This window comes from Streptosporangium sp. NPDC001681 (assembly GCF_040298085.1).
Taxonomy (GTDB): Bacteria; Actinomycetota; Actinomycetes; order Streptosporangiales; family Streptosporangiaceae; genus Streptosporangium.
Genome location: NZ_JBEOZN010000072.1, coordinates 1 through 25,892, shown reverse-complemented (window position 1 = coordinate 25,892; position 25,892 = coordinate 1). Strand labels below are relative to the sequence as shown.

Annotated in this window: 25 protein-coding genes and 1 pseudogene; 16 read left to right on the top strand and 10 right to left on the bottom strand. The window is 69.5% G+C overall.

Annotated features, from left to right (window positions below):
- Window positions 1–34: 34 nt before the first annotated feature.
- A complete protein-coding gene (locus tag ABT130_RS28630; RefSeq protein WP_350921206.1) occupies window positions 35–892 on the bottom strand; it encodes a PIG-L deacetylase family protein in 858 nt (285 codons plus the stop codon).
- 35 nt (window positions 893–927) lie between these two features.
- On the opposite strand from ABT130_RS28630, the gene ABT130_RS28625 reads away from it, so the two are divergent.
- Window positions 928–2,052 (top strand): glycosyltransferase family 4 protein, encoded by a 1,125-nt coding sequence (locus tag ABT130_RS28625; protein ID WP_350960351.1) that lies wholly within the window; start codon window positions 928–930, stop codon window positions 2,050–2,052.
- Between the two features lie 233 nt (window positions 2,053–2,285).
- On the opposite strand, the gene ABT130_RS28620 is transcribed toward ABT130_RS28625, so the two are convergent.
- Window positions 2,286–2,618: a DUF8711 family protein gene (locus tag ABT130_RS28620; protein WP_350921210.1), complete on the bottom strand. Its 333-nt coding sequence runs from the start codon at window positions 2,616–2,618 to the stop codon at window positions 2,286–2,288.
- A gap of 196 nt (window positions 2,619–2,814) precedes the next feature.
- Here ABT130_RS28620 and ABT130_RS28615 point away from each other — a divergent pair, with 196 nt between their 5' ends.
- Complete coding sequence (locus ABT130_RS28615; RefSeq protein ID WP_350960348.1) at window positions 2,815–4,155, top strand: APC family permease; 1,341 nt, start codon at window positions 2,815–2,817, stop codon at window positions 4,153–4,155.
- 324 nt (window positions 4,156–4,479) lie between these two features.
- On the opposite strand, the gene ABT130_RS28610 is transcribed toward ABT130_RS28615, so the two are convergent.
- The gene (locus ABT130_RS28610; protein ID WP_350960345.1) at window positions 4,480–4,683 is read right to left on the bottom strand and encodes a hypothetical protein; all 204 of its coding nucleotides are present in this window, start codon (window positions 4,681–4,683) and stop codon (window positions 4,480–4,482) included.
- Window positions 4,684–4,826: 143 nt separating this feature from the next.
- On the opposite strand from ABT130_RS28610, the gene ABT130_RS28605 reads away from it, so the two are divergent.
- Together ABT130_RS28605 and ABT130_RS28600 are read left to right on the top strand one after the other, a co-directional pair.
- A complete protein-coding gene (locus tag ABT130_RS28605; RefSeq protein ID WP_350960343.1) occupies window positions 4,827–5,201 on the top strand; it encodes an STAS domain-containing protein in 375 nt (124 codons plus the stop codon).
- A 99-nt stretch (window positions 5,202–5,300) separates the two neighbouring features.
- Window positions 5,301–5,666, top strand: a complete 366-nt coding sequence (locus tag ABT130_RS28600; RefSeq protein WP_350960340.1) for an STAS domain-containing protein — start codon at window positions 5,301–5,303, stop codon at window positions 5,664–5,666.
- 37 nt (window positions 5,667–5,703) lie between these two features.
- Here the strand turns inward: ABT130_RS28600 and ABT130_RS28595 are convergent, their stop codons facing one another.
- Window positions 5,704–6,594 carry a nucleoside hydrolase gene (locus ABT130_RS28595; RefSeq protein WP_350960337.1) on the bottom strand — a complete coding sequence of 297 codons (891 nt, stop codon included), beginning with the start codon at window positions 6,592–6,594 and terminating at the stop codon, window positions 5,704–5,706.
- A 167-nt stretch (window positions 6,595–6,761) separates the two neighbouring features.
- Between ABT130_RS28595 and ABT130_RS28590 the strand changes: the two genes are divergently transcribed.
- Window positions 6,762–10,325, top strand: coding sequence for a protein kinase domain-containing protein (locus ABT130_RS28590; protein ID WP_350960335.1), 3,564 nt, complete (start codon window positions 6,762–6,764; stop codon window positions 10,323–10,325).
- Window positions 10,326–10,672: 347 nt separating this feature from the next.
- Entirely contained in the window at window positions 10,673–11,257 is a 585-nt protein-coding gene (locus tag ABT130_RS28585) for an HD domain-containing protein (protein ID WP_350921227.1), read from the top strand.
- A 214-nt stretch (window positions 11,258–11,471) separates the two neighbouring features.
- On the opposite strand, the gene ABT130_RS28580 is transcribed toward ABT130_RS28585, so the two are convergent.
- Both ABT130_RS28580 and ABT130_RS28575 read right to left on the bottom strand, forming a co-directional pair.
- Window positions 11,472–12,200 (bottom strand): glycosyltransferase family 2 protein, encoded by a 729-nt coding sequence (locus tag ABT130_RS28580; RefSeq protein WP_350921232.1) that lies wholly within the window; start codon window positions 12,198–12,200, stop codon window positions 11,472–11,474.
- Window positions 12,201–12,479: 279 nt separating this feature from the next.
- The gene (locus ABT130_RS28575; RefSeq protein ID WP_350921234.1) at window positions 12,480–12,764 is read right to left on the bottom strand and encodes a hypothetical protein; all 285 of its coding nucleotides are present in this window, start codon (window positions 12,762–12,764) and stop codon (window positions 12,480–12,482) included.
- Between the two features lie 232 nt (window positions 12,765–12,996).
- On the opposite strand from ABT130_RS28575, the gene ABT130_RS28570 reads away from it, so the two are divergent.
- The 7 genes from ABT130_RS28570 to ABT130_RS28540 all read left to right on the top strand — a co-directional run bounded on the left by ABT130_RS28570 (window position 12,997) and on the right by ABT130_RS28540 (window position 18,946).
- Window positions 12,997–14,445 carry a helix-turn-helix domain-containing protein gene (locus ABT130_RS28570; protein ID WP_350921237.1) on the top strand — a complete coding sequence of 483 codons (1,449 nt, stop codon included), beginning with the start codon at window positions 12,997–12,999 and terminating at the stop codon, window positions 14,443–14,445.
- Complete coding sequence (locus tag ABT130_RS28565) at window positions 14,445–15,350, top strand: phosphotransferase enzyme family protein (RefSeq protein ID WP_350921239.1); 906 nt, start codon at window positions 14,445–14,447, stop codon at window positions 15,348–15,350. Before ABT130_RS28570 ends, ABT130_RS28565 begins: the two co-directional genes overlap by 1 nt.
- 23 nt (window positions 15,351–15,373) lie before the next feature.
- A complete protein-coding gene (locus ABT130_RS28560; RefSeq protein ID WP_350921241.1) occupies window positions 15,374–15,817 on the top strand; it encodes an SRPBCC family protein in 444 nt (147 codons plus the stop codon).
- Between the two features lie 24 nt (window positions 15,818–15,841).
- Window positions 15,842–16,588: an IclR family transcriptional regulator gene (locus tag ABT130_RS28555; protein WP_350960332.1), complete on the top strand. Its 747-nt coding sequence runs from the start codon at window positions 15,842–15,844 to the stop codon at window positions 16,586–16,588.
- Between the two features lie 62 nt (window positions 16,589–16,650).
- Window positions 16,651–17,826, top strand: coding sequence for a 4-hydroxybenzoate 3-monooxygenase (locus tag ABT130_RS28550; RefSeq protein WP_350960329.1), 1,176 nt, complete (start codon window positions 16,651–16,653; stop codon window positions 17,824–17,826).
- Window positions 17,823–18,503 carry a protocatechuate 3,4-dioxygenase subunit beta gene (gene pcaH, locus ABT130_RS28545; RefSeq protein ID WP_350960327.1) on the top strand — a complete coding sequence of 227 codons (681 nt, stop codon included), beginning with the start codon at window positions 17,823–17,825 and terminating at the stop codon, window positions 18,501–18,503. The genes ABT130_RS28550 and pcaH overlap by 4 nt, the downstream gene beginning before the upstream one ends.
- A complete protein-coding gene (locus ABT130_RS28540; protein WP_350960324.1) occupies window positions 18,503–18,946 on the top strand; it encodes a peptidase associated/transthyretin-like domain-containing protein in 444 nt (147 codons plus the stop codon). The genes pcaH and ABT130_RS28540 overlap by 1 nt, the downstream gene beginning before the upstream one ends.
- Window positions 18,947–18,948: 2 nt before the next feature.
- Here the strand turns inward: ABT130_RS28540 and ABT130_RS28535 are convergent, their stop codons facing one another.
- The gene (locus tag ABT130_RS28535) at window positions 18,949–19,590 is read right to left on the bottom strand and encodes a response regulator (RefSeq protein ID WP_350960322.1); all 642 of its coding nucleotides are present in this window, start codon (window positions 19,588–19,590) and stop codon (window positions 18,949–18,951) included.
- A gap of 25 nt (window positions 19,591–19,615) precedes the next feature.
- Window positions 19,616–20,779: a sensor histidine kinase gene (locus ABT130_RS28530; protein ID WP_350960319.1), complete on the bottom strand. Its 1,164-nt coding sequence runs from the start codon at window positions 20,777–20,779 to the stop codon at window positions 19,616–19,618.
- Between the two features lie 135 nt (window positions 20,780–20,914).
- On the opposite strand from ABT130_RS28530, the gene ABT130_RS28525 reads away from it, so the two are divergent.
- From ABT130_RS28525 to ABT130_RS28515, 3 genes are all read left to right on the top strand, one after another.
- Entirely contained in the window at window positions 20,915–21,589 is a 675-nt protein-coding gene (locus ABT130_RS28525; protein ID WP_350960317.1) for a hypothetical protein, read from the top strand.
- Between the two features lie 259 nt (window positions 21,590–21,848).
- The gene (locus ABT130_RS28520) at window positions 21,849–22,475 is read left to right on the top strand and encodes a DUF998 domain-containing protein (RefSeq protein WP_350960314.1); all 627 of its coding nucleotides are present in this window, start codon (window positions 21,849–21,851) and stop codon (window positions 22,473–22,475) included.
- Window positions 22,476–22,650: 175 nt separating this feature from the next.
- Window positions 22,651–24,093, top strand: a complete 1,443-nt coding sequence (locus ABT130_RS28515) for a WGR domain-containing protein (RefSeq protein WP_350960312.1) — start codon at window positions 22,651–22,653, stop codon at window positions 24,091–24,093.
- A gap of 73 nt (window positions 24,094–24,166) precedes the next feature.
- Here the strand turns inward: ABT130_RS28515 and ABT130_RS28510 are convergent, their stop codons facing one another.
- Complete coding sequence (locus tag ABT130_RS28510) at window positions 24,167–25,495, bottom strand: RICIN domain-containing protein (protein ID WP_350960309.1); 1,329 nt, start codon at window positions 25,493–25,495, stop codon at window positions 24,167–24,169.
- A 116-nt stretch (window positions 25,496–25,611) separates the two neighbouring features.
- A pseudogene (locus ABT130_RS28505) lies at window positions 25,612–25,892 on the bottom strand (chitinase); the annotation flags it as partial.

Here is a 25,892-nt window from a genome sequence, read left to right as displayed (position 1 = left end):
GTAACACCCCCGCCCCAGTGTGCCGCTTCCGGACTCATCCTCGGGGAGGAATTTCGAACGGATGCCTCAGGCGGGAGCCCAGGGGGACGTCCCGCCTGACGTACCACTCGGTGCCGAAGACCAGCCGGTAGAGGGGTTGGGGGATCTTGAGCATGACTCCGAGCGTGCGGGTGTCGGCGCCGGTGGCCTGGGAGGCGTGGGCGGCCATGCTCGCCCGCTTCTGGCGGGCGAAGCGCCGCACGCCGACCCGGTGGGTGATCACCTCGCCGGGGGAGTAGGCCCGCTCGAAGGCACGGATGTCGAGCTGCGGGTAGAACCTCCGGACGAGCCGCAGCCCCCGCAGCAGGGGGTCACGGTTGACCGTGGCCTCCAGCACGATCGGGGTTTTCGCGATCTCGGCGGCCCGGCCGCCGACCCGGTGCACCTGGACGTGGTCGGGGTGCCCGTAGCCCCCCGCCGGATCGTAGGTCGTCAGCAGGTCGGCCTTCTCCTCGGTGAGGATGGCGGCCAGCCGCCGGGCGGCCTCCTCCGTGTCGGCGTCGATGAAGGCGTTGTCCGGCCTGTCGTCGGCGATCCCGCCGTCGGGAGCCAGCCCGGAGTCCCCGTAGCCGAGGTTCACCACCCGGGCACAGCCGAGCGCGGCCGCCGACGCGTACAACTCGGCCATCCGGGCGGCGCCCAGTGCCTCACCGGGTTCGAGGTCGGCCTGGCCTCGCTCACCCGAGGTCGCCACGACGAGCACCACCCGGTGTCCCTCGGCGGCGAGCATCGCCATGGTGCCCGCGGTCAGCAGGGCCTCGTCGTCGGGATGGGCATGAAAGAACACCGCTGTCTTGACGTTGCTGATCAGGCTGACTCCGTTCGCGAGGGCTGGATGTGCCCTCGGGGGCACGCAGGCATGATCTCACGCGGGTCTACGCTGGCATCGTGAGGATCCTCCACATCAGTGACTGTTACCTGCCGCGCCTGGGTGGGATCGAGGTGCAGGTCGCCGATCTGATCCGGATGCAGCGGGAGGCCGGTCACCATGTCGAGGTGGCGACCGCCACCCCGGGGGAACCCCTTCCCGGAGTGCACAGGATCGTCGCGGGACTCCCCTTCGACCTGCCGGTCCACCCGTTCGGGGTGGGACACCTGCTCCGTCTGGTGAAAGCGCGGCGCCCCGAGGTGGTGCACGTGCACACCGGCGCGGTCTCGCCGTTCGCCTGGATGGGCGTGCGGGCGGCGACGCGGGCGGGGGTGCCCCTGGTCGTCACGGTGCACAGCATGTGGGACCCGGTCACCAGGGCGCTCTACCGAGGGCTGCGGCTGCTGTTCGGATGGCACCGCTGGGGACTGGTGGGCACCGCGGTGAGCGAGGCGGCCGCCCTGCCGATCCGCGCGGTGGCCGGTCCCGGCGTGCCGGTGCACGTGGTCTCCAACGGCCTGGACGTCTCCGGCTGGCGCGCCGTACCCCCTGCCGTGGAGTCCGTTTCCATGGATTCCGTACGGTCCGACCCGGTGCATGTCGTCGCGGTGGGGCGGCTGGCGCCCCGCAAGCAGCCGGTCCGGCTGCTGCGGCTCCTGCGGGAGGCCCGTGCCCTGGTGCCTCGGGAGACGCCGATGCGGGCCACGATCGTCGGGGACGGCCCGGCCCGATCGCGGATGGAGCGCTATCTGAGGGCCAACGGGATGACCGGCTGGGTCTCGCTTCCCGGCCGCTACAGCCGCGACCAGATCCGCGAGCTGCTCGCCGCGACGGACGTGTTCGTCGCTCCCGCGCCCCGCGAGTCCTTCGGGCTGGCGGCGCTGGAGGCCAGGTCGGCGGGGGTGCCGGTGGTGGCGCGCGCGCAGAGCGGGGTGGCCGACTTCGTCCGGCAGGGCAAGGAGGGGTTGCTCGGGCGGAGCTTCGACGACCTGGTCGCGTCGGTGGCCAGGCTGGTGCGCGACCGTGAGCTGCGCCAGGCGATCGCGGCGAACAACCGGGAGACCGAGCCCGTCCGCAGTTCCTGGCCCGCGGTGCTCGAAGGCTTCGAACGCTGCTACGAGCAGGCCCGCGCCCGCGGGGCCTGACGGGTCCGGCCCGGTGCGGGCGGGGGAGCACCCCGCCGCCTCGGGCCGGCGCTTCCCCGCCCCGGGCCCGCGCGGGTGGGGGCCGGGGCGGGATGAAACGGGCGAGGCCCCTGCCGTGCGGTGGCAGGGGCCTCGGGAGATGTTCGGTACGGCCGCCGCGCCGCACTGCCCCCCGCAGGCGGAGCGGCGGCCGTACCGGGAGTGCCTCCTGTCGCCAGGAGGCACGGGTCCGGTTACGAACAGGCGGCGGCGAGCTTGGTGGTCGCCTCCTGCATCTTCGACCCGAATGACGTGACGGCCGTAGCGGCGGCCGTTGGGTCGTTCGGGTCGATCTTGATCGACTCGAACGACGTGGCCAGGTCGGTGAGCGCGGTGGCCACATCGCCGTCGGCCGTGCCGGCCAGCGCCTTGAGGTCGGCGGCGAGCTTGGCGGTGGCGTCGTTCAACTTGTTGACGTCACCGGCGCCCGCCGTGGCGGAGGTGGTGTAGTCCGTGAAGATCTTCGTCCAGGCGGCCTCGGTGCAGATCGCGTCGTTGCCGGACGAGCCGCCGCAAGCGGCGGTCATCGATATGAGAGCGGCTCCCGCGGCGGCGACAGCGATACGGCGGGAGGAAAGGGCGCGGAACATTTCTGCCTTTCATTGCATTTCGTGACAGGTGAGACGGTAAGCATAGAGACTTGCGCGCCACTTTCATGGCGCTTACAGAAGTGACTCAAGTGACCTGGTGTGATTTCGCCCTCGCGGTGGGTAAGAGCGGGGTATGGCTGAGGTGATCGTCGAATCCGGTTCCGGTCAGCGCTCGCTCAAGCGGGTCATCGGGCGCAGGGTCCTGCTTCTGTTCGTGGTGGGCGACATCCTTGGCGCGGGGATATACGCGCTGGTCGGGAAGGTCGCGGGCTATGTCGGGGGAGCCCTGTGGCTGCCCTTCCTCGTCGCCTTCCTGCTGGCGGCGCTGACGGCGACCGCCTACGCCGAACTCGTCGGTAAATATCCGCAGGCTGCGGGTGCTGCGCTTTATGTGAATAAAGCGTTCAATATCCCCTTTGTCACTTTTATCGTGGCATTCGCGGTGATGATGAGCGGGATCACCTCGGCGAGTGCCGCCGCACGGGCCTTTGGCGGCAACTACCTCGCGGAGTTCGTCACGCTGCCGGTCGTCGTCGGCGCGTTCATCTTCCTCGGCCTGGTCACCCTGGTGAACTTCGCCGGCATCTCCGAGTCCATCAAGGTCAACGTGGTGCTGACGATCATCGAGGCGTTCGGCCTGCTGGTCATCATCGCGATCGGGATCTACGCCCTGCTGTCCGGTGACGGCGAGCCGTCCCGGGCCCTGGAGTTCCACCCGGTCAACGGCGCCTTCCTCGGCGTTCTGGGAGGCACGGCACTCGCCTTCTACGCGCTGCTCGGTTTCGAGGACTCGGTCAACCTCGCAGAGGAGGCCAAGAACCCGCAGCGGGACTTTCCCAGGGCGCTCTTCGGCGGCCTGGCCGCCGCGGCGATCATCTACCTGGGGGTCGCGTTCACGGCGACCATGCTGGTCGACACCAGGACGTTGACCACCTCGTCCGGCCCGTTGCTCGAAGTGGTCAAGGTCGCCGGGCTGGCGTTCCCGCCCAAGTTGTTCGCGCTGATCGCGCTGCTCGCGGTGGGCAACACCGCGTTGATCAACATGCTCATGGCCTCGCGCCTGGTCTACGGCATGGCGCGGGAGGGGATCGTGCCGCGAATCTTCGCGTCGGTCCACTCGACGAGATCCACCCCGTGGGTGGCCATCGTCTTCACCGTGGGGGTCGCGGCGGTGCTGGTCGCCACCGGCGACGTGGGCAACCTGGCCGACACCACGGTGCTTCTACTGCTCTGCGTCTTCATGATCGTCAATGTGGCGGTGCTGGTCCTGCGCAGGGAGCGCGTGGACCACGAGCACTTCCGGGCGCCGAGCTGGATGCCCGCCCTGGGGGCGCTGGTCTGTCTCGTCCTGGCGCTGCCGGTCACCGGCAGGGGGGCGGACGTCTACATCCGAGCGGGAGTCCTGCTCGCGATCGGGATGATCCTCTGGTTCGTCAACCGGCTCTTCCTGTCAGAAGGGCAGAGCTCGTCCTGAGGGGGTGCGGAGGTCGAGGGGGGCGGGTTTCCGGGGCGGCCGAGGCTTTTGGAGGATTAAGACCTTTTTCATGTCGTACTCCCTCCTTGTTGGAGTTTGAGAGAGACTACGCCAGCTGACTGACTTTTTTCGCGGATTTTTTCGCCGAGCGCGGACCGCTCGGAGGTGGAGGTGTCGTCCCCGGGGGCCCGGCTGTGTCGTTGAGGGAATCAGCAGTGGCGTTTGAGGGGTTGGGGGCGCTATGTCCGCAGAGTACGGAGGGTATGTTTCCGGCAGGGACCCCGTCTGTTCCAAGCCGGAGACCTTGTGGCCGTGCGGGGAGGCTCAGCGGCGGAGCACGAAGGCCCTCTCGTCGTCGCCGATGCCGACCGAGCCCACCGCCCACAGCGTGCCGGTGCCCGGCACCCGGACCAGACCGGTGTCGCCGACGTCGTCGGTCTCGTCGTACTGCTGGGTGGCGGTGTAGGCGCGAAACAGCGGACCGTACTCGGGTGACCAGGCGGTGCCGTCGAAGTGCCGGATGAGCACCTGCCCCGGGTGGTCGGCGTCGACGCCGCTGATCCACAGGTCGCCGGGTCCGAGTTCCCTGTATCACCACCGGTGGGCCGTGCCCGTCAGGATTGGAACCGCCTGTTCGGGGGCACCTGGCACATAGTCAGGAGGGGATACCGATGTCGAGGGGCGAAGGCGGTGCGGGATTCCAGATCCGAACCGACAGGCACCGTCACTTCACAACCCTGTACGCGGCGGGGGCGCTGGACTACGGGTCCTCACCCCTGTTGAGGGAGCAGGCCGACGTCGCCCTGCGGGCGACCGATCACCCGCGCCTGGTGATCGACCTCACCGAGGTCACCTTCTGTGACTCCACCGGGTACGGCGTGCTGATGTACGCCCTCACCCGCGTCCGCCGTCTGACGGGCTCGCTCGTCCTCGTCGGCCTCTCCGCCGCGATGAGGAACCGGCTGAGCCGCCTCGGAGTGGCAGAGCTGTTCGACACCCGCCGTACGGTTGAGGAGGCGATGAAGGTGTTCCCCGGAACGACGTGAACGACCGGTGAGGCCGGCGTGCTCCGTGGCCCATCGGGGTGGTTCACACCGTATGAGACAGTTGTGTTGCTTGGGACAAGGTAGGTCAGAAGGTTGGTCATGTTCGTGAGAAATGAGGCGGAGCCTGCTTTCACCGCCACCTCGGGGTTGCACGGCACCGCGCTCGTCGTGCGGGCGAGTGGGGAGCTCGATCACTACCACACGCCGGTGCTGCGGGAGGAGATGGGAAGGGCGTGGAGTGCCCTGCCCTCGCAGCTTCTCATCCTCGACCTGTCGGCCCTGACCTTCTGTGACTCCTCGGGGATCGGCGAGTTGCTCCAGGTTCGCCACCACGGCCTGAGCGAGGGAGTGCGGGTCATCCTCACCGGAGTTCAGGGCAACCTCGCCCGGCGGCTCAACCTGGCCGGCCTGACCCAGGTGTTCGAGATGTTCCCTTCCGTGGCCGAGGCGCTGGAAGCGGCCTGAGGCGAGGTTCCGCACGACGCGCGACCACCGTGCGAGATCAAACGGTGCCCTCGCCGACAAAGGTCTCGAAGAGCCGCTCGTGATCGATCGCGGTCGTGATGAACGTCTGGCTGCCGACGGCCAGCCGCGCGCCCCACGCGCCGCCCTCCTCCCGGACCATCTCGACCTCCGCCCAGCCGGCGATGGCGTGGTCGATGGCCACGCAGGCCGCAGTGGGGTCGTGCAGCAGCTTTCCCCCCGGCTTCTTGCGCAGGTAGTGCTCCATGCCCGAGAACACCAGGGCGAGTCCGGCCGCGCGGTCCCGGTACGGCCGTAGCCGCTCGTGGAACTCCCGGTCGTAGCGAACTCCGTGGGTGACGTTCTTGGACACCAGTTCGCGCCGGGCGATCCGGTCACCGGACGACAGCGCGAGCCGGGCCGCCCCGGGGGCGCCGTTGAAGTTGAACGTCGGGCACGCGGTACGGCCGTCGAACTTCGGCAGCCGGTGCTCGGGCGGCACGATGTTGTCACCGGCGAACCCGCCCTGGGCCACCCACCGGCTCAGCCTCACCCCCGCCTGCTCGTCGAGGAACCGCCGGAGGTTGTGCAGCGGCCCGCCGGTGAGAAGCGTGGCCTGGGGGTGGCGCTCCAGGGTCCGGGCGATCAGGGCGCCGGGCGGGGCGTCCGGCGGAGCCGGCACGGGAGCGCCGAGCCAGCGGTGATGGAAGGCGGACACATGGTCCTTGCCGGTGCCGGGATCACTGGCGCCCACCGGGACGTCGTCTCGGCCGACCAGTCTGAGCACGTGCCGGACCAGCCCTACCTGGGCCGCTGACCCGGGGGTGACGGTGACGGCGCGCAGTCGTACCGCCGGATGGGTCGCGACCAGGCACAGGGTCAGCACATCGTCGGGATCCTGGGTCTCCAGATCGAGCAGTAGATCCAGCATCGCGTCTCGTGACCTTCCTCGCGCCATGGTGAAGAGCATTAAATGTTCGTTGACCATACGAAGTCAGTGCAGAACGAAGCCAGCCATTTATCGCGTTCGCGCTTCAGAACATTCGGAATTCCTGGCGCGTCCAACCGGTCGGCGACTCACAGCGACGGAGTGATCGGATGGGCGCGTTAACAGCGAGAGATCCACAGCGAATCGGGCAGTACTGGCTGGCCGGACGGCTCGGCGAAGGGGGGCAGGGTGTCGTCTATGAAGCCTATGACGAACAGGGCGCACGGGTCGCGCTCAAGGTGCTGCACGCCTCCAACGATCCCGGGTTGCGGGACCGCTTCCAGCGCGAAGTCACCGCGGCTCAGCGGGTGGCGTCTTTCTGTACGGCTCGCGTGCTCGATGCCGATGCGAATGGGGACAAGCCATACATCGTCAGCGAGTACATCGAGGGGGCGAGCCTGCGCCAGGTGGTGCGGAGCGGACGCCGGTTCACAGGAGACGATCTGCACCGGCTGGCCACCGCGATCGCCACAGCACTCACCGCTGTGCACGATGCCGGGGTCGTTCACCGGGACCTGAAGCCGGACAACGTGCTACTGGCGGCTGACGGGCCGCGGGTCATCGACTTCGGCATAGCGCGGACCGAGGAGATGTCGCTGAGCTCGGCCGGAGTGGTCGCGGGCACGCCGCCGTACATAGCCCCGGAGGTGTTCACCGGAAGGCGTGCCGAGGCCGCGGCGGATGTTTTCGCCTGGGGTGCCATCATGCTGTTCGCCGTCACCGGTCAGGACATCTTCCGGGCCGAAAGCCTGGGCGCGACGATGCATCGGGTGCTGTCGCTGGAGCCGGATCTGAGTGCGTTGCCGGCTTCGATGAGGGCCTTGGTGGCCTCGGCACTGGCGAAAGATCCCGACGCACGGCCGTCGGCGCGGGAGTTGCTGCTGGCGTTGGTGAGCGGCAGCGGAGCCGGTGCCGCTGGGCTGCTCAGCGCGGGCAGTGCGCGGGCGCGTGGGATCCGAGCACCCGAGGGGGCGGATCCGGCACTTGGCATGTTGGCCGAACAGGCGTACAAGGCGTTGAGCAGCGCCGAGCGGGAGCTGGTGCCAGATGTCTTCCTGCGGCTGGTGGTCATCGGCGAGGACAACGTGGAGACCGCCCGCCCGGCATCGACGGCCGACCTGCTGGAGGAGCGGCCAGAGCCAGAGCGAGCCGCGGTCCAACGCATCCTGGAGACGTTCTCCTACCTGATCTCCACTCGCGAAGAGGAGATCAGCCTGTTGCGTCCGGCGGTGTTACGCGCCTGGCCGCGGCTGCGCCGATGGGTGGATGCCGATCGGGACGGACTGGCGATCCTGGACGGGCTGACCACCGCGGCCCGACACTGGGAAGAGCACGAACGCAAAGACGGGGACCTGCTTCGCGGCAATCGCCTGGAGACCGTCCAGCGATGGGCGGCCGCCGGTCGTCGCCAGCTGACGCTGACCCGGCTGGAACGCACTTTCCTTGAGGCCAGTACCCGCGCCGTGACCCGTGGCGTCAGGCAACGCCGTCTGGCTGTGATCAGCCTGGTGATTCTGCTGATCGGGGCATTGGCGGGAGCTGGTGCCGCTGTCAACGCGGCCAACAACGCCGACGTTCAGCGGTCGATAGCCGAGGGGGAGCGGACCAAGGCGGAGAAGCAGGCCAGGGTGGCTCTGTCTCGCCAACTTGCGCTGCAGAGCGCAGAACTCAGAACAGCCGATCCCAAGATAGCCCAATTGCTTGCTGTCACATCACGGCATTTTGCTCCCACTCCCGAAGCCCGCCACATCATGCTCGACATTCTCGCCGACCCGGCACGAGAAGAACTGGTCGGCCACACCAATTCCGTGAACGCGGTGGCTTTCAGTCCCGATGGGACCGTTCTCGCCACCGCGAGTGACGACGGGACCGCTCGGCTGTGGGACGTGGCCACTCGTCGGCAGGTCGGTCAGCCTCTCACCGGCCACACCGACATCGTACGTGCGGTGGCTTTCAGTCCTGATGGGACCGTTCTCGCCACCGGTGGCCTGGATAAGACCGTCCGGTTGTGGGATGTGGCCACTGGCAGGCAGGTCGGGTCTCTCACCGGTCACACCGAAGGCGTGAACGTGGTGGCTTTCAGTCCTGATGGGGCCGTTCTTGCCACCGGTGGCCTGGACAAGACCGTCCGGCTGTGGGACGTGGCCACTGGCAGGCAGGTCGGCCGGTCTCTCACCGGTCACAACAATTCCGTGAACGCGGTGGCTTTCAGTCCTGATGGGACCGTTCTCGCCACCGGCGGCCTGGACAAGACCGTCCGGCTGTGGGACGTGGCCACTCGCCGGCAGGTCGGCCGCCCCCTCACCGGTCACACCGATTTCGTGAACGCGGTGGCTTTCAGTCCCGACGGGACCGTTCTCGCCACCGCGAGCGACGACAGGACCGCTCGGCTCTGGGACGCGGCCACTGGCAGGCAGGTCGGTCAGCCTCTCACCGGCCACACCAGGACTGTGCACGCGGTGGCCTTCGGCCCCGGCGGAAGCATCCTCGCCACGGTGAGCGACGATGACACCGCCCGCCTGTGGGACGTGGCCACCGGCGAGCAGCTCGGCCAGCCCCTCAGCGGCCACACCGATTCCGCGAACGCCGCGGTGGCCTTCAGCCCCAACGGTGCGACCCTCGCCACCACGGGTAGGGGCGAGACCGTCTGGCTCTGGGATGTGGCCACCCACCGCCAGATCGGCCGGTCTTTTACCGGCCCCGACTTCGCACGTGCAGTGGCTTTCAGCCCCGACGGCACGACTCTGGCCATCTCAAGGGACGACAAGAGTGCTGTCCGGCTCTGGGGCAGGGAGACTCACCGCCAGATCGGCCGACCCCTCACCGGCCACACCGAATTCGTGAGCGCGATGGCGTTCAGCCCCGACGGCGCGACTCTGGTCACCGCAAGCGACGACAAGAGCGTCCGAATCTGGGACGGGGACACTCACCGCCAGGTCGGCGAACTCTCCATCGGTCCCGGCTTCGTGAGCGCGGTGGCCTTCAGCCCCAACGGTGCGACCCTCGCCGCCGCGGGTGACGACAACGCCGTTCGGCTGTGGGACGTGGCCACCCGTAAGCAGGTCGGTCAACCCCTCACCGGTCACACCCGAACCGTGAACGCGACGGTTTTCAGCTCCGATGGCACAACTCTGGCAACCGTCGGTAACGACAACACCATCCGCCTCTGGAGCGGAGTCACTCACCGCCAGATCGGCCAACCGCTTGCCGGCCGTAATTTCGCAGCGCTCGCACTGGCCTTGAGCCCTCGTGGTACGACCCTCGCCACCGCGGGTGACGACAACGCCGTCCGGCTGTGGGACGTGGCCACCCGTAAGCAGGTCGGTCAGCCTCTCACCGGTCACACCGACGTCGTACGCGCGGTGGCTTTCAGTCCCGACGGGACCGTTCTCGCCACGGCAGGTGACGACGGGACCGTCCGCCTGTGGGACGTGGCCACTCGCCGACAGATCGGCCAACCCCTCACCGGCCACACCGACATCGTGAACGCTGTGGTCTTCAGTCCCGACGGCACCGTTCTCGCCACCACAGGCGTGGACAAGACCGTCCGGCTCTGGGAGGTGGCAACGCCCGCCGACCCGTTCTCCTCTCTGTGCGCCATCGCCGGGCGATCCCTCACTTCCGAGGAATGGGCGCAATATCTTCCAGAGGTGTCGTATGAAAAGGTCTGCTAGCTCGAATGTCGCAGTGGTCGAAGCGTTCTGGAGCGTTTCACCGCCGCCGTATGGTCGGGCGGTTGATGGTCGAACCGAGTCTGGACACCTGGCGTGGGACCGTGCTTCCCGAGCATCTGATCGGCAAGCTGGACTCCACCGATCCCTACGCGGATGTGGTGGCGCACACGCTGTGAACGCCGATCGTGCCGCGTCCCTCGGCGCCGGACCCCTGAGCGGCCGATGCCCTCGGGGACGCGGTTGTCCGTACGCTGGACGAGGCCACCGTGTCGCCGCGGTCCCGGCAGGAGTCGGAGGCGATCATCTACGCTCCGAGTGTGATCCACCGAGGGGGAGAGGGGGCTTCCATGGCCGAGGAACCGTCGAGGCTGGCCGGCCTGCTGTACGAGATCGGGCTGCTCAAGCGCTACAGGCGCACGGGCTGGCTGGTCGCGGGAGTACGGGACCCGGAAAGCATCGCCGACCACTCCTTCCGGACGGCGATCATCGCAAGCGTGATCACCGCGTTGGAAGGCGGCAACCCCGAGCGCGCGGCCTTCATGAGCCTGTTCCACGACACGCAGGAGACGCGGGTCACCGACATTCCCTACCTCGCCAAGCCCTACCTGAAGGCGGCACAGAACGAGGATGTCACCGCCGACCAGGTGCGCGGTCTCCCCGGGCCCGTGGCGGAGATGGTGAGCGGCGCGGTCGGTGAGTACGAGGAGAAGACCAGCCTCGAAGCCGTCTGCGCCCGCGACGCGGACAAGCTGGAGTGCCTGATCCAGGCGATCGAGTACCGCGAGCAGGGGCATCAGAACGTGCAGCCGTGGATCGACAGCTCTCTCGCCGCGCTGAAGACGCCGTCCGCCAAACGCCTCGCGGACGAAGCACTCAGCACGGGGTCGCTGGAGTGGGTGACACGCGTGCTCAACGGGGAGCGGGACATCTGACGCTCGCCGGCCGACCTCCGGCGGGGAGTGCGCCAGGCATGTCCACAGTCTTGGAGTGCGGGCCGGTGCTCCGGCCCTCGGGCCGAGGGAACTTCTCCGCGCCATCCGGGCCGGGGGCGGCGAGAAGGAAATGTCTGGAGCCGGAGGTGTCGGCTTCGAGGCGACGGTGTTCGGTGATGTCGATTTCTCCGTACCGGGGGATCGTCCGAGGAGGTCAGGCGGCGACCTGTTCCCGGTGGAGCCGGGCGCTGCCGACGCGGCCCTCGCGCTCGCGGAGGATGGTGCGGAGCACCCGAAGGCCGTCGCGGACGGCGTGCAGGTTGCTGGCGCCGTGGATCCGGCTGCGCTCGTGGCTGGGGACCTCGCGGATGACGAGTCCGGCCTGGGCGGCGCGGATGTTCATCAGCGTCTCGATCTCGAAGCCGTCGCAGTCGAGGTCGAGCACGTCCAGGTGGCGGGCCCAGAAGGCGTTGTAGCCGTAGCACAGGTCGGTGTAGCGGGTGCCGTACAGCCGGTTGGTCATCTTGGTCAGCACCGTGTTGCCGAGCGAGCGGATCGGGCTGATGTCGTCGGATCCTCCGCCGGGGGCGCAGCGCGAGCCCTTGGCGAAGTCGGCGCCCTCGACCAGCGCGGTCACGAAGGCGTGGATCTCCTTGCCGTCGGTCGATCCGTCGGCGTCGATCATGACGATGATGTCACCGGTCGCGGCGGCGAAACCCTCGGTGAGAGCGTTGCCCTTGCCTTTGCCGGTCTGCCTGACGACACGCAGTCCGGGCCGGAGGGCCTTGGCCACGGCCACCGTGTCGTCGATGGAGTTGCCGTCGACCAGGATCACCTCGTCGATCCAGGACGGCAGGGTCGCGAAGACGTGGGGGAGGTTCTCAGCCTCGTTCATAGCGGGAACGACCACACTGACACTGAAGGCGAAAGGGGCGCTGTTCATGCGCATAAGGTCTACCGAACCGCCTGCAGAACGCTTGAAAGCCCCTTGCAAGCCCGTCCGGGGCGGAAGGCCGGTCGCCCCGACCTCCCCCTGAGGGAACGGGGAAGGTCTCTTTGCCGACGATCAGAAAGGGAGCGTACGACCAGAGGGACTGCGCAGGTCGAGCGGTACCGGCCTGCGGGGGGGACGGGGGCGTTGCACGACCAGGATCCTTTTCACGATGCCGCTCCATTCTGGGCTGGATCACCGGGTGTTACCCATGTCAGCCCCAAGAATCACCTATCTCCGTATCACATGAAGAACACTGGCCACACGCTCCGCGGCCGTGGCGACGTCCTCCGCGTGGCCGATGCGACCGGCCCAGGACAACCAGAACCACCATTCGCCGTCGTCCTCATGGGCGGCCAGTACGTCCTCGCTCCTGGCGGGGGCCATCGGGTTGATCACATGGAGCCTTGGATAAAGCCCCGCTGCCGACCTCAGGCGTACCTGGAAGGCGTGCGCCTCCAACTGGGCTGCCAGCCGACGCAGGTGGTCGACGGCCTCGCCGCGTTCTGCCATCATCCGGATCACTCCTGGCGGACACTCGTGACTTGCCTCTTTGCAGAGTGCGGTTTCGTGGCACTTGAGGCAATCGGTCCTTCCGCAAACCCCCTCGGGATCAGTGGAATAGACCGGAAAGTCATGGATGTTCCGTGGAGAAACCGCGAATAAAGGGAATCCGGCGCACGGACGCGTTTACGCTGTGGTGCGCCCTTGTTAATGTTGTGTAAACAGCGACCGGGAGAGGGACGCCGTGGCCCGAGGTGAGCACTCGCCCGCATGTGCGCGACGCTGGCGCGAGCAGGCGGCGTCCAGGCAGTGGACCCACTGGCAGACCGCGCAGGCCATCCACGGCTGCTGCGGGGTGAGCCTGCTCAAGGCACACCGCCTGGCCAGGGGATGGTCGGCCAGGCAGTCCGTTCAGGAGCTGGAGGAGCTCTGTGAGCGCCAGGACCTGGGCGAGGCGCGGGCCAGCATCGACCTGCTCAACGCCTGGGAGAACAACCGGGCCAGACCGCGCCCGCAGACCATCGATCTGCTGGCCCGACTGTACCGCGCGAACGCCGTCAGGTTGGGCCTGGCCGGAGATTACTGCGAGGACGGCGGAGGCGCCAAGGTCGTGGTCGTCTCCGGCGGCGAGGGACGCTCGCCCTACCAGGCCGAGGAGCGGGAACGGTCCGAAGACGACATCGAGCGACGGGCGCTGTTCCACCACGCTCTGCTCGGCTCGCGGTCCGTGATGACGGGCCGGCTACTGGCCGAGGTGGAGCGGACCCGTCAGGACCTGGACCGTACGCTCGCCATCTCCACCGTCTCCGAGGAGCAGCTCGACCGGCTCGACGAGCAGGTGCTGCGTTACCGGCGCGAGTACATCAGCAGCGCGCCGGTGCCGATGCTCTACCGGCTCATGCTGGAGCTGTCGGACGTCAGGACGCTCTCCCTGACCCGTCAGCCCGCGATGGCCCAGCGCCGCCTGCTCAACGCCACGGTCATGCTGGCGCTGCTGTCGGCCGACGCGCTGATGAAGCTCGGCGACACCCGCCAGGCCCACGCCTGGTACGGCACCGCGCGCAACGCCTCCGACGACATGGGTGACGTGCGGTTGCGCGCCCTCGTCCGGGCACAGCAGGCGATGCTGCCGTACTACTACGGAGACCTGGCCGAGACCGTGCGGCTGGCGCGCGAGGCCAGGATGCTCGCGGGGAGCGCGCCCAGTTCCCCGGCGGCGCTCGGCGCGGCGGCCGAGGCGCGGGCACTGGCCCGGATGGGCGAGCACAAGGCGGCCAGGGTCGCGCTGGCCGAGGCGGAGCGGATCTTCGCCAGGATGCCTCCCGAGGGCCACGACCACCTGGCCTTCCGCTTCTCCGAGCGGCGGCTGCAGTTCTACCGGATCGGCACCCTGATCGAGCTGGGGGAGGATGTCGACTGGAAGCCGGGGCCCACCAGCCCTTCGGAACCGTACGCCATCGACCCGGTGCTGATCCTGCTCGACCAGGCGGCGCACCTGGTCCGCGACGGCAAGATCGACGACGCCTGCCATCTGGCGGAGAAGGCACTGCTTCAGGTCCCGCAGGAGCACCGCACCTCCATCGTGCTCAACCGCGCGAGGGCGCTGCTGTCGGAGGTGCCGCAGACCAGGCACAGGGCGGCGGCGGTGCGCCGCCTGAACGACCTGGTCACCGGCGCGGCTCCGGTCAGCTGATGGGGTCGCTCGCCGAGGAGGCCTTCACCGTCCTGCGGGAGGTCTGCGAGGATCTCGGCATCGATCACCGGGACGCGGAGTTGCTGCGGGTGCGCAGCAACGCCGTCTTCAAGCTGCGTAGCGAGATCGTGGTCAGGATCGCCACCGCGCCCAACGCGCTGACCCGGCTGCCGCTGGTCCTCGCGGTGGCCCGCTGGCTCGCCGAGCAGGGGTTCCCCGCGGTGCGCCCGGCCGATGAGATCTCCGAGCAGCCCGTGGTGCACGAGGGCAGGGTCGTCACGTTCTGGCACTACGTGCCGGCCAGCGGCCGCCCCACCACCACGGAGCTGGGTGAGATCCTGCGCAGCCTGCACCTGCTGCCGGTGCCGCCGATGGCTCTGCGGCGGTTCGTCGACCCGCTGTGCGAGGTGCGCCGCGCCGTGGACCGCTCCGAAGAGCTCACCCCCTGCCAGCGGGCCTGGCTGCGCGACCGCATCGCGGAGCTGACGGAGCGCTGGCTGGACCTCGGCGTGGACGACGAGCCCGTGCTGCTGCACGGTGACGCCTGGATCGACAACCTGCTGCGTTGCACGGACGGCCATGTGGTGCTCTGCGACTGGGACGGCGTCGCGGTCGGCCCCCGTGAGTGGGACCTGGTCCACACCTACCACGGCCAGCGGCGCTTCGGACTGACCGCCGCCGACGTGGACGCGTTCGCCGACGCGTACGGCAGCGATCTGCGTTCCTGGCCGGGATACTCCACGCTCATGGAGGTCAGGGACATCTACGCGGTGGGCATCCACATCCGCAACGCCGCCGCGGACCCCTTCTCCCGGCGCGAGTTGCCTCGCAGGCTCGATTCCCTCACCCGAGGTGAACAACATGCTCGCTGGTACATGGCGGAACCCGCTAGTGTCTCTCAATAAAGATCTTCAAGCGGGGACAGAGCATGCCAAAGGTCACGCTTCGTAATACTTTTCACGTCCGTAACACTCCGGAGGCGCTCCGTGCCCACCTGAGCCAGCCGCAGAGCTACATTGGGCTCTCGCCCATGGTGGTCGCGGTCAAGGACATCGAGCAGGGGGAGGCCGAGACCCGCTACACCTCGGTGGAACGCTTCAAGTTCCTCGGCGTCGTCAAGTACGACAACATGATCAAGGTGACGTTGCGGAACACGCCGCGGACCGTCGAGGGCGAGGTCGACAGTCCCGGCGGGGTGCGTCTGGAGTACCGGTTCACTCTCAGCGAGAAGGACGGGGGAACCGAGGTTGAAGACATCCTCGTGGTGCACGCCTGGGTCAGGCCGATGCTGGGCTACGCCGCGAAGAAGGCTCGCGAGGTGCAGCTCGCCCGCGCCGGGATCCTGGCCGCCCGCCTGGGTTCCGCCTCCTAGGCCTCGGCGGCCGAAGCGGGACGCGTGAGAGCGCCCACGGTCACCGGGAAGGTGATGGCGATCCTCGGCGCGTTCCTGCCGGGAGACGTGAGGCTGACGCTCACCGAGATCTGCCGCCGGGCCGAGCTGCCTCCCGCCACCGGCCACCGGCTGGTCGGGGAGCTGGTGGCGGGCGGCTTCGTGGAGCGGCTCCCCGACGGCTCCTACCGGGTCGGGATGCTCCTGTGGCAGATCGGTGCCCAGGCGACGGAACCGCGGGAGCTGCGTGAGCTCGCCCTGCCGTACATGGAGGACCTCTACGCCGCGACCCGCGAGAACGTGCAGCTCGCGGTGCTCCGCGGCGACCGGGCGCTGTACGTGGAGCGACTGCGCGGGCCCACCTCCGTGCCGATCGTCTCGCGGGTGGCCGGAGGGCTGCCGCTGCACGCGACCGGGGTCGGCAAGGTCCTGCTGGCCTTCGCGGACCCGGAGACGGTGGAGCGGGTGCTCGCCGGGGAGCTCACCCCGCACGCGCCCAACACGGTGGTGGACCCCACGCGGCTCCGTACCGAGCTGGAGGAGGTCCGCCGGACCGGGATCGCCTGCACGCAGGAGGAGATGTCGGTGGGCACCTGCTCGGTCGCGGTGCCGGTACGGGGGGCGGGCGGCCGGGTGGTGGCGGCGCTGTCACTGGTGGCCTGGCGGCACAACGCCGACCCGCGCCGGCTGGCATCCGCCGTGCGGACCGCGGCCGGGGCACTCTCCCGAGATCTCGCCGCCCTCCAGCGCTGAAAGATTTCCGCTGAACGGAAGAGTGACGCGTGCGGGGGTGGACGGTGCGGAATGCTCGACGCATGCGAACTCAGGTCGGGATCATCGGAGCGGGCCCCGCCGGGCTGCTCCTCTCCCATCTGCTCCACCTGCGGGGCATCGACTCGGTGGTCCTTGAGGCACGGAGCAGGCACTACATCGAGCAGCGGGTGCGGGCCGGGGTGCTGGAGCAGGGCACGGTGGACGTGCTCAACGAGGCGGGCGTCGGCGACCGGATGCGCGCCGAGGGGCTGCCGCACCACGGCATCGAGCTGCGGTACGGCGGGGCCGGGCACCGCATCCCCTTCGAGGAGCTCGTTCCCGGCCGGGCCATCACCGTCTACGGCCAGCAGGAGGTCGTCAAGGACCTGGTCGCCCGCAGACTGGCCGACGGAGGGAAGATTCTCTTCGACGTCCCGGACGTCGCCCTGCACTCGTTGGAGAGGAACCCCTACCTCACCTTCCAGGGGGAACGCCTCGACTGCGACGTCATCGCCGGGTGCGACGGCTTCCACGGCGTCTCGCGGCGGTCGATCCCCGAGGGCGTCCTGACGGTCTTCCAACGGGACTATCCCTTCGCCTGGCTCGGCATCCTCGCGCGGGTCCCTCCGTCGGCCAAGGAGCTGATCTACTCCCATACCGAGCGGGGCTTCGCGCTGCACAGCATGCGTTCTGAGGAGATCAGCCGCTTCTACCTCCAGGTTCCCCCGGACGCCTCGCTCGACGACTGGCCGGACGAGCGGATCTGGGCCGAGCTGCGGGCACGCCTGGAGACGGTCCCCGGGTTCACGCTGGCCGAGGGGCCGATCATCTCCAGGGACATGTCGGCGATGCGCTCGTTCGTCGCCGAGCCCATGCGCCACGGCAACCTCTACCTCGCCGGGGACGCCGCCCACATCGTGCCGCCCACCGGAGCCAAGGGGCTCAACCTGGCGGTCGCGGACGTCCGGCTGCTGACCGCGGCCCTGGCCGAGTTCTACGCGACGGGTTCCAGCGACCTGCTGGACGCCTACTCCGACAGCTGCCTGAAGCGGGTCTGGCGCGCCCAGCACTTCTCCTGGTGGATGACCACGCTGCTGCACACCTTCGACGCCGACGACCCCTACGGGCGGCGCCTGCAGACCTCACATCTCGACTACGTCACCTCCTCAGAGGCCGCCGCGACCACGCTCGCGGAGAACTACGTCGGCCTGCCCTTCGATTTCGGAGCCCGCCCGTGACCCGCACAGATCCGCACCCGCACCACCTCACCCCCGGCTATCTCAGCACCCTGCTCCGCGCCCCCTCGTACCCGCCGGTGCGACCCGCCCTCGATCCCGAGGCGGCGGAGCTGCTCGACCCGGTCTACGGCCACCGGCCGGTCGGGCCGCTGGACCACGACCTGACCAGGCAGCACGCGGGCGAGCCGATCGGCGAGCGCATCATCGTCACGGGCCGGGTCCTCGACAGCCGGGGCCGGGCGGTGCCGAACACGCTGCTGGAGGTCTGGCAGGCGAACGCCACCGGCAGGTACGCCCATCCGGTGGATCAGCACCCGGCCCCGCTCGATCCCAACTTCACCGGGTTCGGCCGCTGCCTGACCGACGCCGAGGGCCGCTACCGGTTCGTCACGATCAAGCCGGGGTCCTACCCCTGGCGTAACCACCCCAACGCCTGGCGCCCGGCGCACATCCACTTCTCGGTGTTCGGCACCGCCTTCACCCAGCGTCTGATCACCCAGATGTACTTCCCCGGCGATCCGCTGTTCGCCTACGACCCGATCTTCCAGTCGGTCCCGGAGCCCAAGGACCGCGAACGGCTCATCTCCGCCTTCGACCTGGGTGTCACCGAGCCCGAGTGGGCGCTCGGCTACCGCTGGGACGTCGTGCTGGGCGCGACCCCGTTTGAGGAGGAGTGATGTCGCAGACCCCGTCGCAGACCGTGGGCCCGTTCTTCGGGTACGCGCTGCCGTACGCCGAGGGGCCCCTCGTCGTGCCGGAGGGTCATCCGGACGCGATCGAGCTGCGTGGCCGGGTGCTGGACGGTGCGGGTGAGCCGGTGGCCGACGCGCTGCTGGAGATCTGTCAGCCGGGGCTGTTCGGTCGTTGCGAGACCGGGGCCGACGGCTCCTACCGCTTCCGCACGGCCAGGCCCGACGGCTACATCCCCCTGCTGATCTTCGCGCGCGGCCTGCTCAAGCCGGTCTGGACCCGGGTCTATCTCAGCGCGGAGGCGCGGTTCCCCGCAGAGGTGGACCCGTCGCGCCGGAGCACGCTCGTCGCGACGCCGGAGGGGGAGCGGTCCCACCGGTTCGACGTCCGCCTCCAGGGTGACGGCGAGACGGTGTTCTTCGCCTACTGAGCTCAGCGTTCGCCGGGGCGGACCAGACCGTGCTCGTAGGCGTACCTGACCGCCTCGGCGCGGTCGCGCAGGGCGAGTTTGGCCAGCAGACGGTTGATGTGGGTGCCGACCGTGGACTCGGCGACGAAGAGGGTGGCGGCGATCTCCGAGTTGTTCAGGCCGCGGCCGATCAGGGTGAGGACCTCCCGCTCCCGCTGGGTGACGGTCGGCGGGAGGGGGGAGGTGCCCACGTAGCCCGCCATGACCCGGGCGGTGACGGCGGGGTCCAGGGTGCCCAGGCCGCGCGCCGCCGTGCGGATCGCGGTGAACAGCTGCTCGGGCGGCGAGGTCTTGAGCAGGAAGCCGCTCACCCCCGTGCGCAGGGCCTCGTCGAGGTTCTCGTCGGTGTCGTACGTTGTCAGGATGAGGACCTTGGGCGGGTCCTGGTCGGCCAGGAGCTCGCGGGCCGCGGCGATGCCGGACATGCGGGGCATCGCGATGTCGAGCAGCACCAGGTCGGGCCCGAGACGCCTGGCCGTCTCCACAGCCTCGCGCCCGTCCACGGCCTCGCCGATCACCCGGATGTCCGGCTGGGTGCCGATGATGAGCCGGAGCCCGCGGCGGATCATGGCCTGGTCGTCGGCCAGTACGACGGTGATGGTCATTCGGCTCTCCTTCACGGTCTCCCGCTCAACCGGCGGGTTCCTCCCCGGTGGCCCGCACCGCCAGCGGGAACGAGGCACTGACGCCGTAACCGCCGTCTTGCAGCGGCCCGGTGGCGAGCCGCCCGTGGAAGAGCGCGACCCGCTCCCGCATGCCGATCAGGCCGTGCCCGGCGCCCTGGGGGCCGGTGTGGCCGTTTCTGGGGCCGTCGTCGACGATCTCCAGGCTGAGCGTACGCGGCAGGTGGGAGACGGTGACCGTGACGCGTGCCGGGCCCGCGTGCTTGAGCGTGTTGGTCAGCGCCTCCTGGATGATCCGGTAGGCCGACAGCTCCAGCCCGGCCGGGAGCGGCCGGGCCTCGCCCTGCACGGTCAGCTCCACCTCCAGCCCGGCGGCGCGTACCTGCTCCACCAGGTCCTCCAGCCGGGCCAGGCTGGGCTGCGGGGCCAGCCCGTCCTCGCCGGAGTCGGTGCGCAGCAGGCCGAGCATGCGGCGCAGCTCCTCGACCGCCTCGCGGCCGGCCTCCTCCACCACGGTCAGCGTCTCGCGCTCGACCACCTGGTCGGGGCGGAGCATCAGCCTGGCCGCGCCGGCCTGCATGACCATGACGCTGACGCTGTGGGCGACCACGTCGTGCAGCTCGCGGGCGATCCGGGTGCGCTCCTCGGCCACGGCCTTGCGGGCGAGCAACTCGCCGCGTTCTCGCGCCTGGACCGCGACCTGCCGGTGCCGCCACACGGCGAAGCCCGTGCCGCCGGCGATCGAGGCCATCACCGCGGCCACCGCCATGTCCCCCGGGCCGAAGGGGTGGTCGACGGCCAGCATCATCGACCCGATGAAGAGTCCGGTGACCACGAGCCCGAACACGGTCCTGGGGTCTCGCGGGGAAGTCTCGCTGACCAGGGTGAACAGCAGGATGAGCTGGGTGTAGAACTGCCAGGCGGCGGCGAGGTCGCCGAAGTACGCGAAGCTCACCGCGCTCGCCAGCGAGTAGACGGTCAGGACCGTGAACGGGGCACGGCGCCGTACGAGCACCAGGGCCGCCGCGGCCATCACCGCGACCAGCCACAACGGGGACTGCTCGTGGTCGAAGGCCGACGTGCGCCCGCTGAGTTCCTCGGCGAGCCCGAACACGGCCGTGACCGCCGCGATCAGCCAGTCGACGGCGGTGGGCGGGAAACGGCGGCTCATGACGCGGGGAGGAGGGGGTGCGGCATGACGTGAGGCTAAGGGGCGGGAAGGGAGGTTGACATCCATCTTCGGGGGGATTGCGGGTCAAGGCAGGCCTTGATGACGGTGAGGGGCACGGTACGTAGTTTTCGAGCCATGTTCACTCTTACCAATCCTGACGCGTTCCGTCGCGGGGCCGCGGGCGTCAGCCTGATCCTCGCCCCCCTCTGCCTGCTGCTGGGCATGATCGTCGATCCCCTGGAGTTCGGAGTCGAGGACACCCTCGGCTATGCCGACAACCCCGGGGCCGCCGGGGTCAGTGCGACGCTCCTGCACTACGCCTGGGTGCTCTGGGTGCCCGGCGTGATCGGCATGGTTCACCTCGTCCGGCGCAGAGGGGTCGTCCTCGCCCACCTGGCCGGGGCGGTCACCGTGCTCGGCCTGATCAACTTCTCCTCGCTGATGATCTCCGACTTCTTCGACATCGTGCTCTACCAGCAGCTCCCCGTGGAGACGGCGACGAAGATCCTGCAGGACGCCGCCCAGCCCGCGCTGATCGTCGCCTGGCAGATCCCGGGCATGGTCGGCTCCTTCCTTGGCCTGGTCCTGGTGGCCGTGGCGTACGCCCGCGCGGGGCGGGCCGGGTGGTGGTTCCCGGCCGGCGTGTTCGTCGGGCTGGTGGTCTGGCTGGTCGGCGCGCGGCTGTGGAACCCGCTGCTCGGCTACTCGGGCCCGCTTCTCCTGCTGGTCGTCTTCGGCGCCGTGGGCGTGGCGATGATCCGGATGAGCGACGAGGAGTGGAACCCGGCCCGCGCGCCGGTCGGTGCGTGACCGCTTCTCGACGGGCGGCGTGCCCGCGGGAAGCAGGCCTCACCCCGAGGGCGACCCTGATGAGGGCTGCCCTACCATCGCGGGTCTTCGCGCAGGTCAGGGAGGTGGCGCGGGAACCGTCCCCGGGAGGACGGCAGCATCTGTCCCCGAGATCCTTACGGGACCGTTCAGGGACGTCAGGGGGCTCTCTCCGATATTCCGGAATCTTGATCGCCGCCATCGTTGAGGCATGGGAAGTCAGGCGTTCACGGGATCTGCGATGATCTTTGGCGGTTACGCGGCGATCGGCGCCGGGGCGGCCACGATGCTCGGGCTGCACGTGGTCACCGGTCTCGACCCGGTGCACACGGTGATCAGCGAGTACGCGTTCGAGGCGGACGGCTGGTTGCTTCCCCTGTCGCTCACGCTCTTCGCCGCCGCCGCGACGATCATCGGGGCCATGCTGGCCCGGCGGGACGAGGACCGCGCGGCGGCCCTGCTGGTCGGAGTCTGGGGCCTGTGCATGTTGCTGATCGGCGCCTTCCCCACCGACGAGCCGGGCGTGCCGCTGTCGATGTCCGGTGGCATCCACAGGTACGCGGCGTTCGTGGCCTTCCTGACGATGCCGGTCGCCGGACTGCTCCTGGCCAGGCGGCACGCGGCCGGCCCGTACGCTCGCACGATCCGGCTGCTCAGCCTGGCCTCCCTGGGCGTGCTGGTCCTGGTGGTCCTCCCGTACGTGGTGCGGATGGTCGGCGTGGACCTGGCGGGCGAGGACATCCCCGCCGGGGTGACGCAGCGGCTGGTGGTGGGTTTCGAGGTGGCGGTGCTGGCCATGCTGGGCCTGATGGCCGGAACCGGGTGCGGCCGTACCCGCCGCCCGCTCCCAGCGGCCGCTCGCGGCTGACACCCTCGCGCTCCGGGGTGACCTACTCCCGGTCCGGGGGAGGCCGGAGCGCGCGAAACACGGACGGGTCCGGCTGCCGATCGGCAACCCTCGCCGCTACTTTTCCTGACTTTTCATTATTTGTCGTACGGCTGCCCTACGCTCCGGAAGCGTCGATCAACGGAGAGGGTGGAGCATGACCGCGCGGAGCACGTACCTGGAGCTGTCCGAGGACGGTGGGAGCTCGCACAAGTTCTACGAGGTGGTGCTCGACGGGACCCAGGTGACGATCAGGTACGGCCGCATCGGCGAGTCCGGCCAGTCCAAGGCGTCGGCCTTCGCCAGCGTGGCGAAGGCCGAGGCGGCCGCCGCGAAGAAGATCAACGAGAAGATCCGCAGGGGTTACGCCCCCGCTGTGCAGGGGGTGCGCCAGCGCCGCGCGGTCACCAGGCGCAGCGTGGAGAGCGCCCGTTCCACCGCCACCCAGGCACCGGTGCTCTGGCGCTTCGCCAGCGGTGCGGCGGCGTTCGGCATCTTCGTCGACTCCGAGCGCTGCTGGGTCGGCAACCAGCGCGGTGACGTCTACACCGTCACCCACGGCGGCACCGTCACCGGCCGTTTCCGGCTCCCCGACGGGGTCAAGTGCATCGTCGGCGACGACTTCTGGATCTACGCGGGCGCCGACGACGGCAAGGTCTACGACCTCGGCGGCAAGGTCCCGAGGGTCGCGTACGAGATCGCCGAGGATGTCGACATCTACTGGCTGGACATCCACGACGGCGTGCTGGGCGTCTCCGACCGCGCTGGGCGGATCACCACGATCGACCACGAGGACGAGTTCCAGTGGGCGCGCAAGGGCAGGGGCGACTCGGCCTGGATGGTCCGCTGCGACGACGAGGCCGTCTACCACGGACACTCCACCGGGGTGGCCCGCTATGACGCCGCGGACGGGGCACCGGTGTGGGAGACGCCCATCAACGGCGCGGTGCTGTTCGGCTGGCAGGAGGCCGGTTCGGTCTACGCAGGCACCTCGCGCGGCGCCGTGCACCGGCTGCGCAAGTCGGACGGCGTCAGCCAGGCGGTCTACCGCTGCGACGCCACGGTCTTCTCCTGCGCCACCGCCCCCGAAGGCCGCTACGTCTTCGCCGGTGACAATCACTCCTCGATCTACTGCTTCGACCAGGGCGGCGAGCGACTGTGGAAGCTGGCCACCGGTTGCGGCTCCGCCTTCTCCATGCAGTATCTCGACGACCGCCTCTACATCGTGACCACCGACGGCACCCTGGCCTGCATCGACGTGGCCGAGGAGGCGATCAGGGCGGCCCAGGGGGGCAGCGTCCCCGAGTCTGTCGACGTCAAGGCGTCCGCCGGGCTGGCGGTGGTGGAGCCCACCACCGCGCTGGAGACCGTGGTGCTCGACACGGTCTCGCACACCGGCGAGGGCGTGGTGGTGGAGTGCTTCCGCGAGGGCGAGCGGCTCCGGGTCCGGGTGGTCAGCGAGGGCTACGACACGCGGCGGAACGTGCAGTTCCCCAAGGGCGTGCGCGAGGCCGGGGCACGCTATCTCGTCGAGGGCGTCCGCTTCTCCGAGCGGGGCGGTTTCTACCGGGCCTACGGCGACATCAGGCGCCTGCTCTGACCGTGCGGCGAAGCCGGCTCCCCGGCCGGGAGCCCGTCATGGGCCGAGACCGCTCGGCCCATGACGGGGGTGGTCAGGCCGCCGGGGCGGTCCACTTCTGGTTGGCGTTGCCGCTGCACTCCCAGATCTGCAGGCGGGTGCCGTTGGCGCTGGACTGGCCGGTGGCGTCCAGGCACTTGTTGGAGGCGGGGTTCACGATGTCGCGGGTCCCGCTGTAGGTCCACTGCTGGGCCGCGGTGCCGTTGCAGTCGTAGAGCTGGATCTGCGTTCCGTTGGCGGTGCCGGCGGCGGTGACGTCCATGCACTTGCCGAGGGCGCGGATGGTGCCGTCGGTGCCGAGGGTCCACTGCTGGGCGGCGGTGCCGTTGCAGTCGTAGAGCTGGACGGCGGTGCCGTTGGCGCTGTTCGCCCCGGCGACGTCGACGCACTTGCCGCCGATGCCGGTGATCTGCCCGGTACGGCCGCCGTTGCCGCCGCCCTGGGCGTAGACGCGGACGTAGTCGATGGTCAGCTGCTGGGGGAAGGTCGTGGAGGCGTCGGGCGAGCCGGGCCAGTTGCCGCCGACGGCCAGGTTGAGGATCATGAAGAACGGGTGGTTGTAGACCCAGGGGTTGCCCCGGGTGTCGGCGGAGGTCTTCCTGGAGTACTGGATGCCGTCGACGTACCAGGTCACCGAGCCGGGCTCCCAGTCGATGGTGAAGGTGTGGAAGGCGTCGGCGAAGGCCTGACCGCCGGGGAGGGTGTAGCTGCCGCTCAGCGGGCTGCCCCCCGAGTAGCCGGGGCCGTGCAGGCTGCCGAGCACCTGCCCCGGCACGCTGCCGACGTTCTCCATGATGTCGATCTCGCCGCTCGCGGGCCAGCCGACCGATCCGATGTTGTCACCCAGCATCCAGAACGCCGGCCACATGCCCTTGCCGCGGGGAAGCTTCATCCGCGCCTCGAAGCGGCCGTAGGCGCGGGTGAAGGTCGCGGCGGTGGTCAGCTTCCCGGAGGTGTACTCGCAGGAGCCGTACCAGCAGCCGTACCCGGCGGGGTTGCCCTTGCGCGCGGTGATGACCAGGTTGCCGGCGCCGTCGTGGGCGATGTTCTCGTTGCCGGCCGTGTAGTACTGCCGCTCGTTGTTCCCGAAGCCGCCGCCACCGACCTCGCGGCGCCACTTGGCGGCGTCGGGGCCGGTGCCCGCGGCGGCGTTGAACTCGTCGGACCAGACGAGGGGGCCGGGAGCCGCGGCGACCTGGGCGGCGGTGGTCTGGGCGGTGGTCTGGACGGTGGCGGTCTGGGCGCCCGCGGCGGAGGGGACGAGGGCGGCGGAGGTGAGGAGCATCGCCGCGAGGAGGCCGCCGATTCGCGCGAGCGGGGTTCGCGTGCGGCGCGGGCAGGGGGGCGGGCTGGTGGAGATCATCGGTGCTTCCTTTCGAGCCGATGTCCGCTGGAGGGGAGATGGCATGGTCCGGTGGCCCCGTACCGGACGGTGACCGGAAAGTCACCGCTTCCCGGTCGGGGCGGACCGGTCGGGGCTCAGAAGCCGGCCGTGACGCGGGTGAACTCCCAGTTGGGCTGGGCGATGCCGCTGCACTCGGAGCTCGCGTTGCCGCCGGGGCAGGGGCGGTCGCGGTTGACCGCCCAGTAGGCGAGACGGGTCAGGCCCTTGGACTTGGCCCAGTCTCGGATCTGGGTCCAGGCCGCCACCGTGGTCAGCTCGTTCTGGTCGGACAGGCCGTTCATGCCGGAGATGCCCATCCGGGCGTACGCCTGCGCGTCGGTCCAGCCGTTGGCCGCCTTCAGCGCGTTCTTCAGGC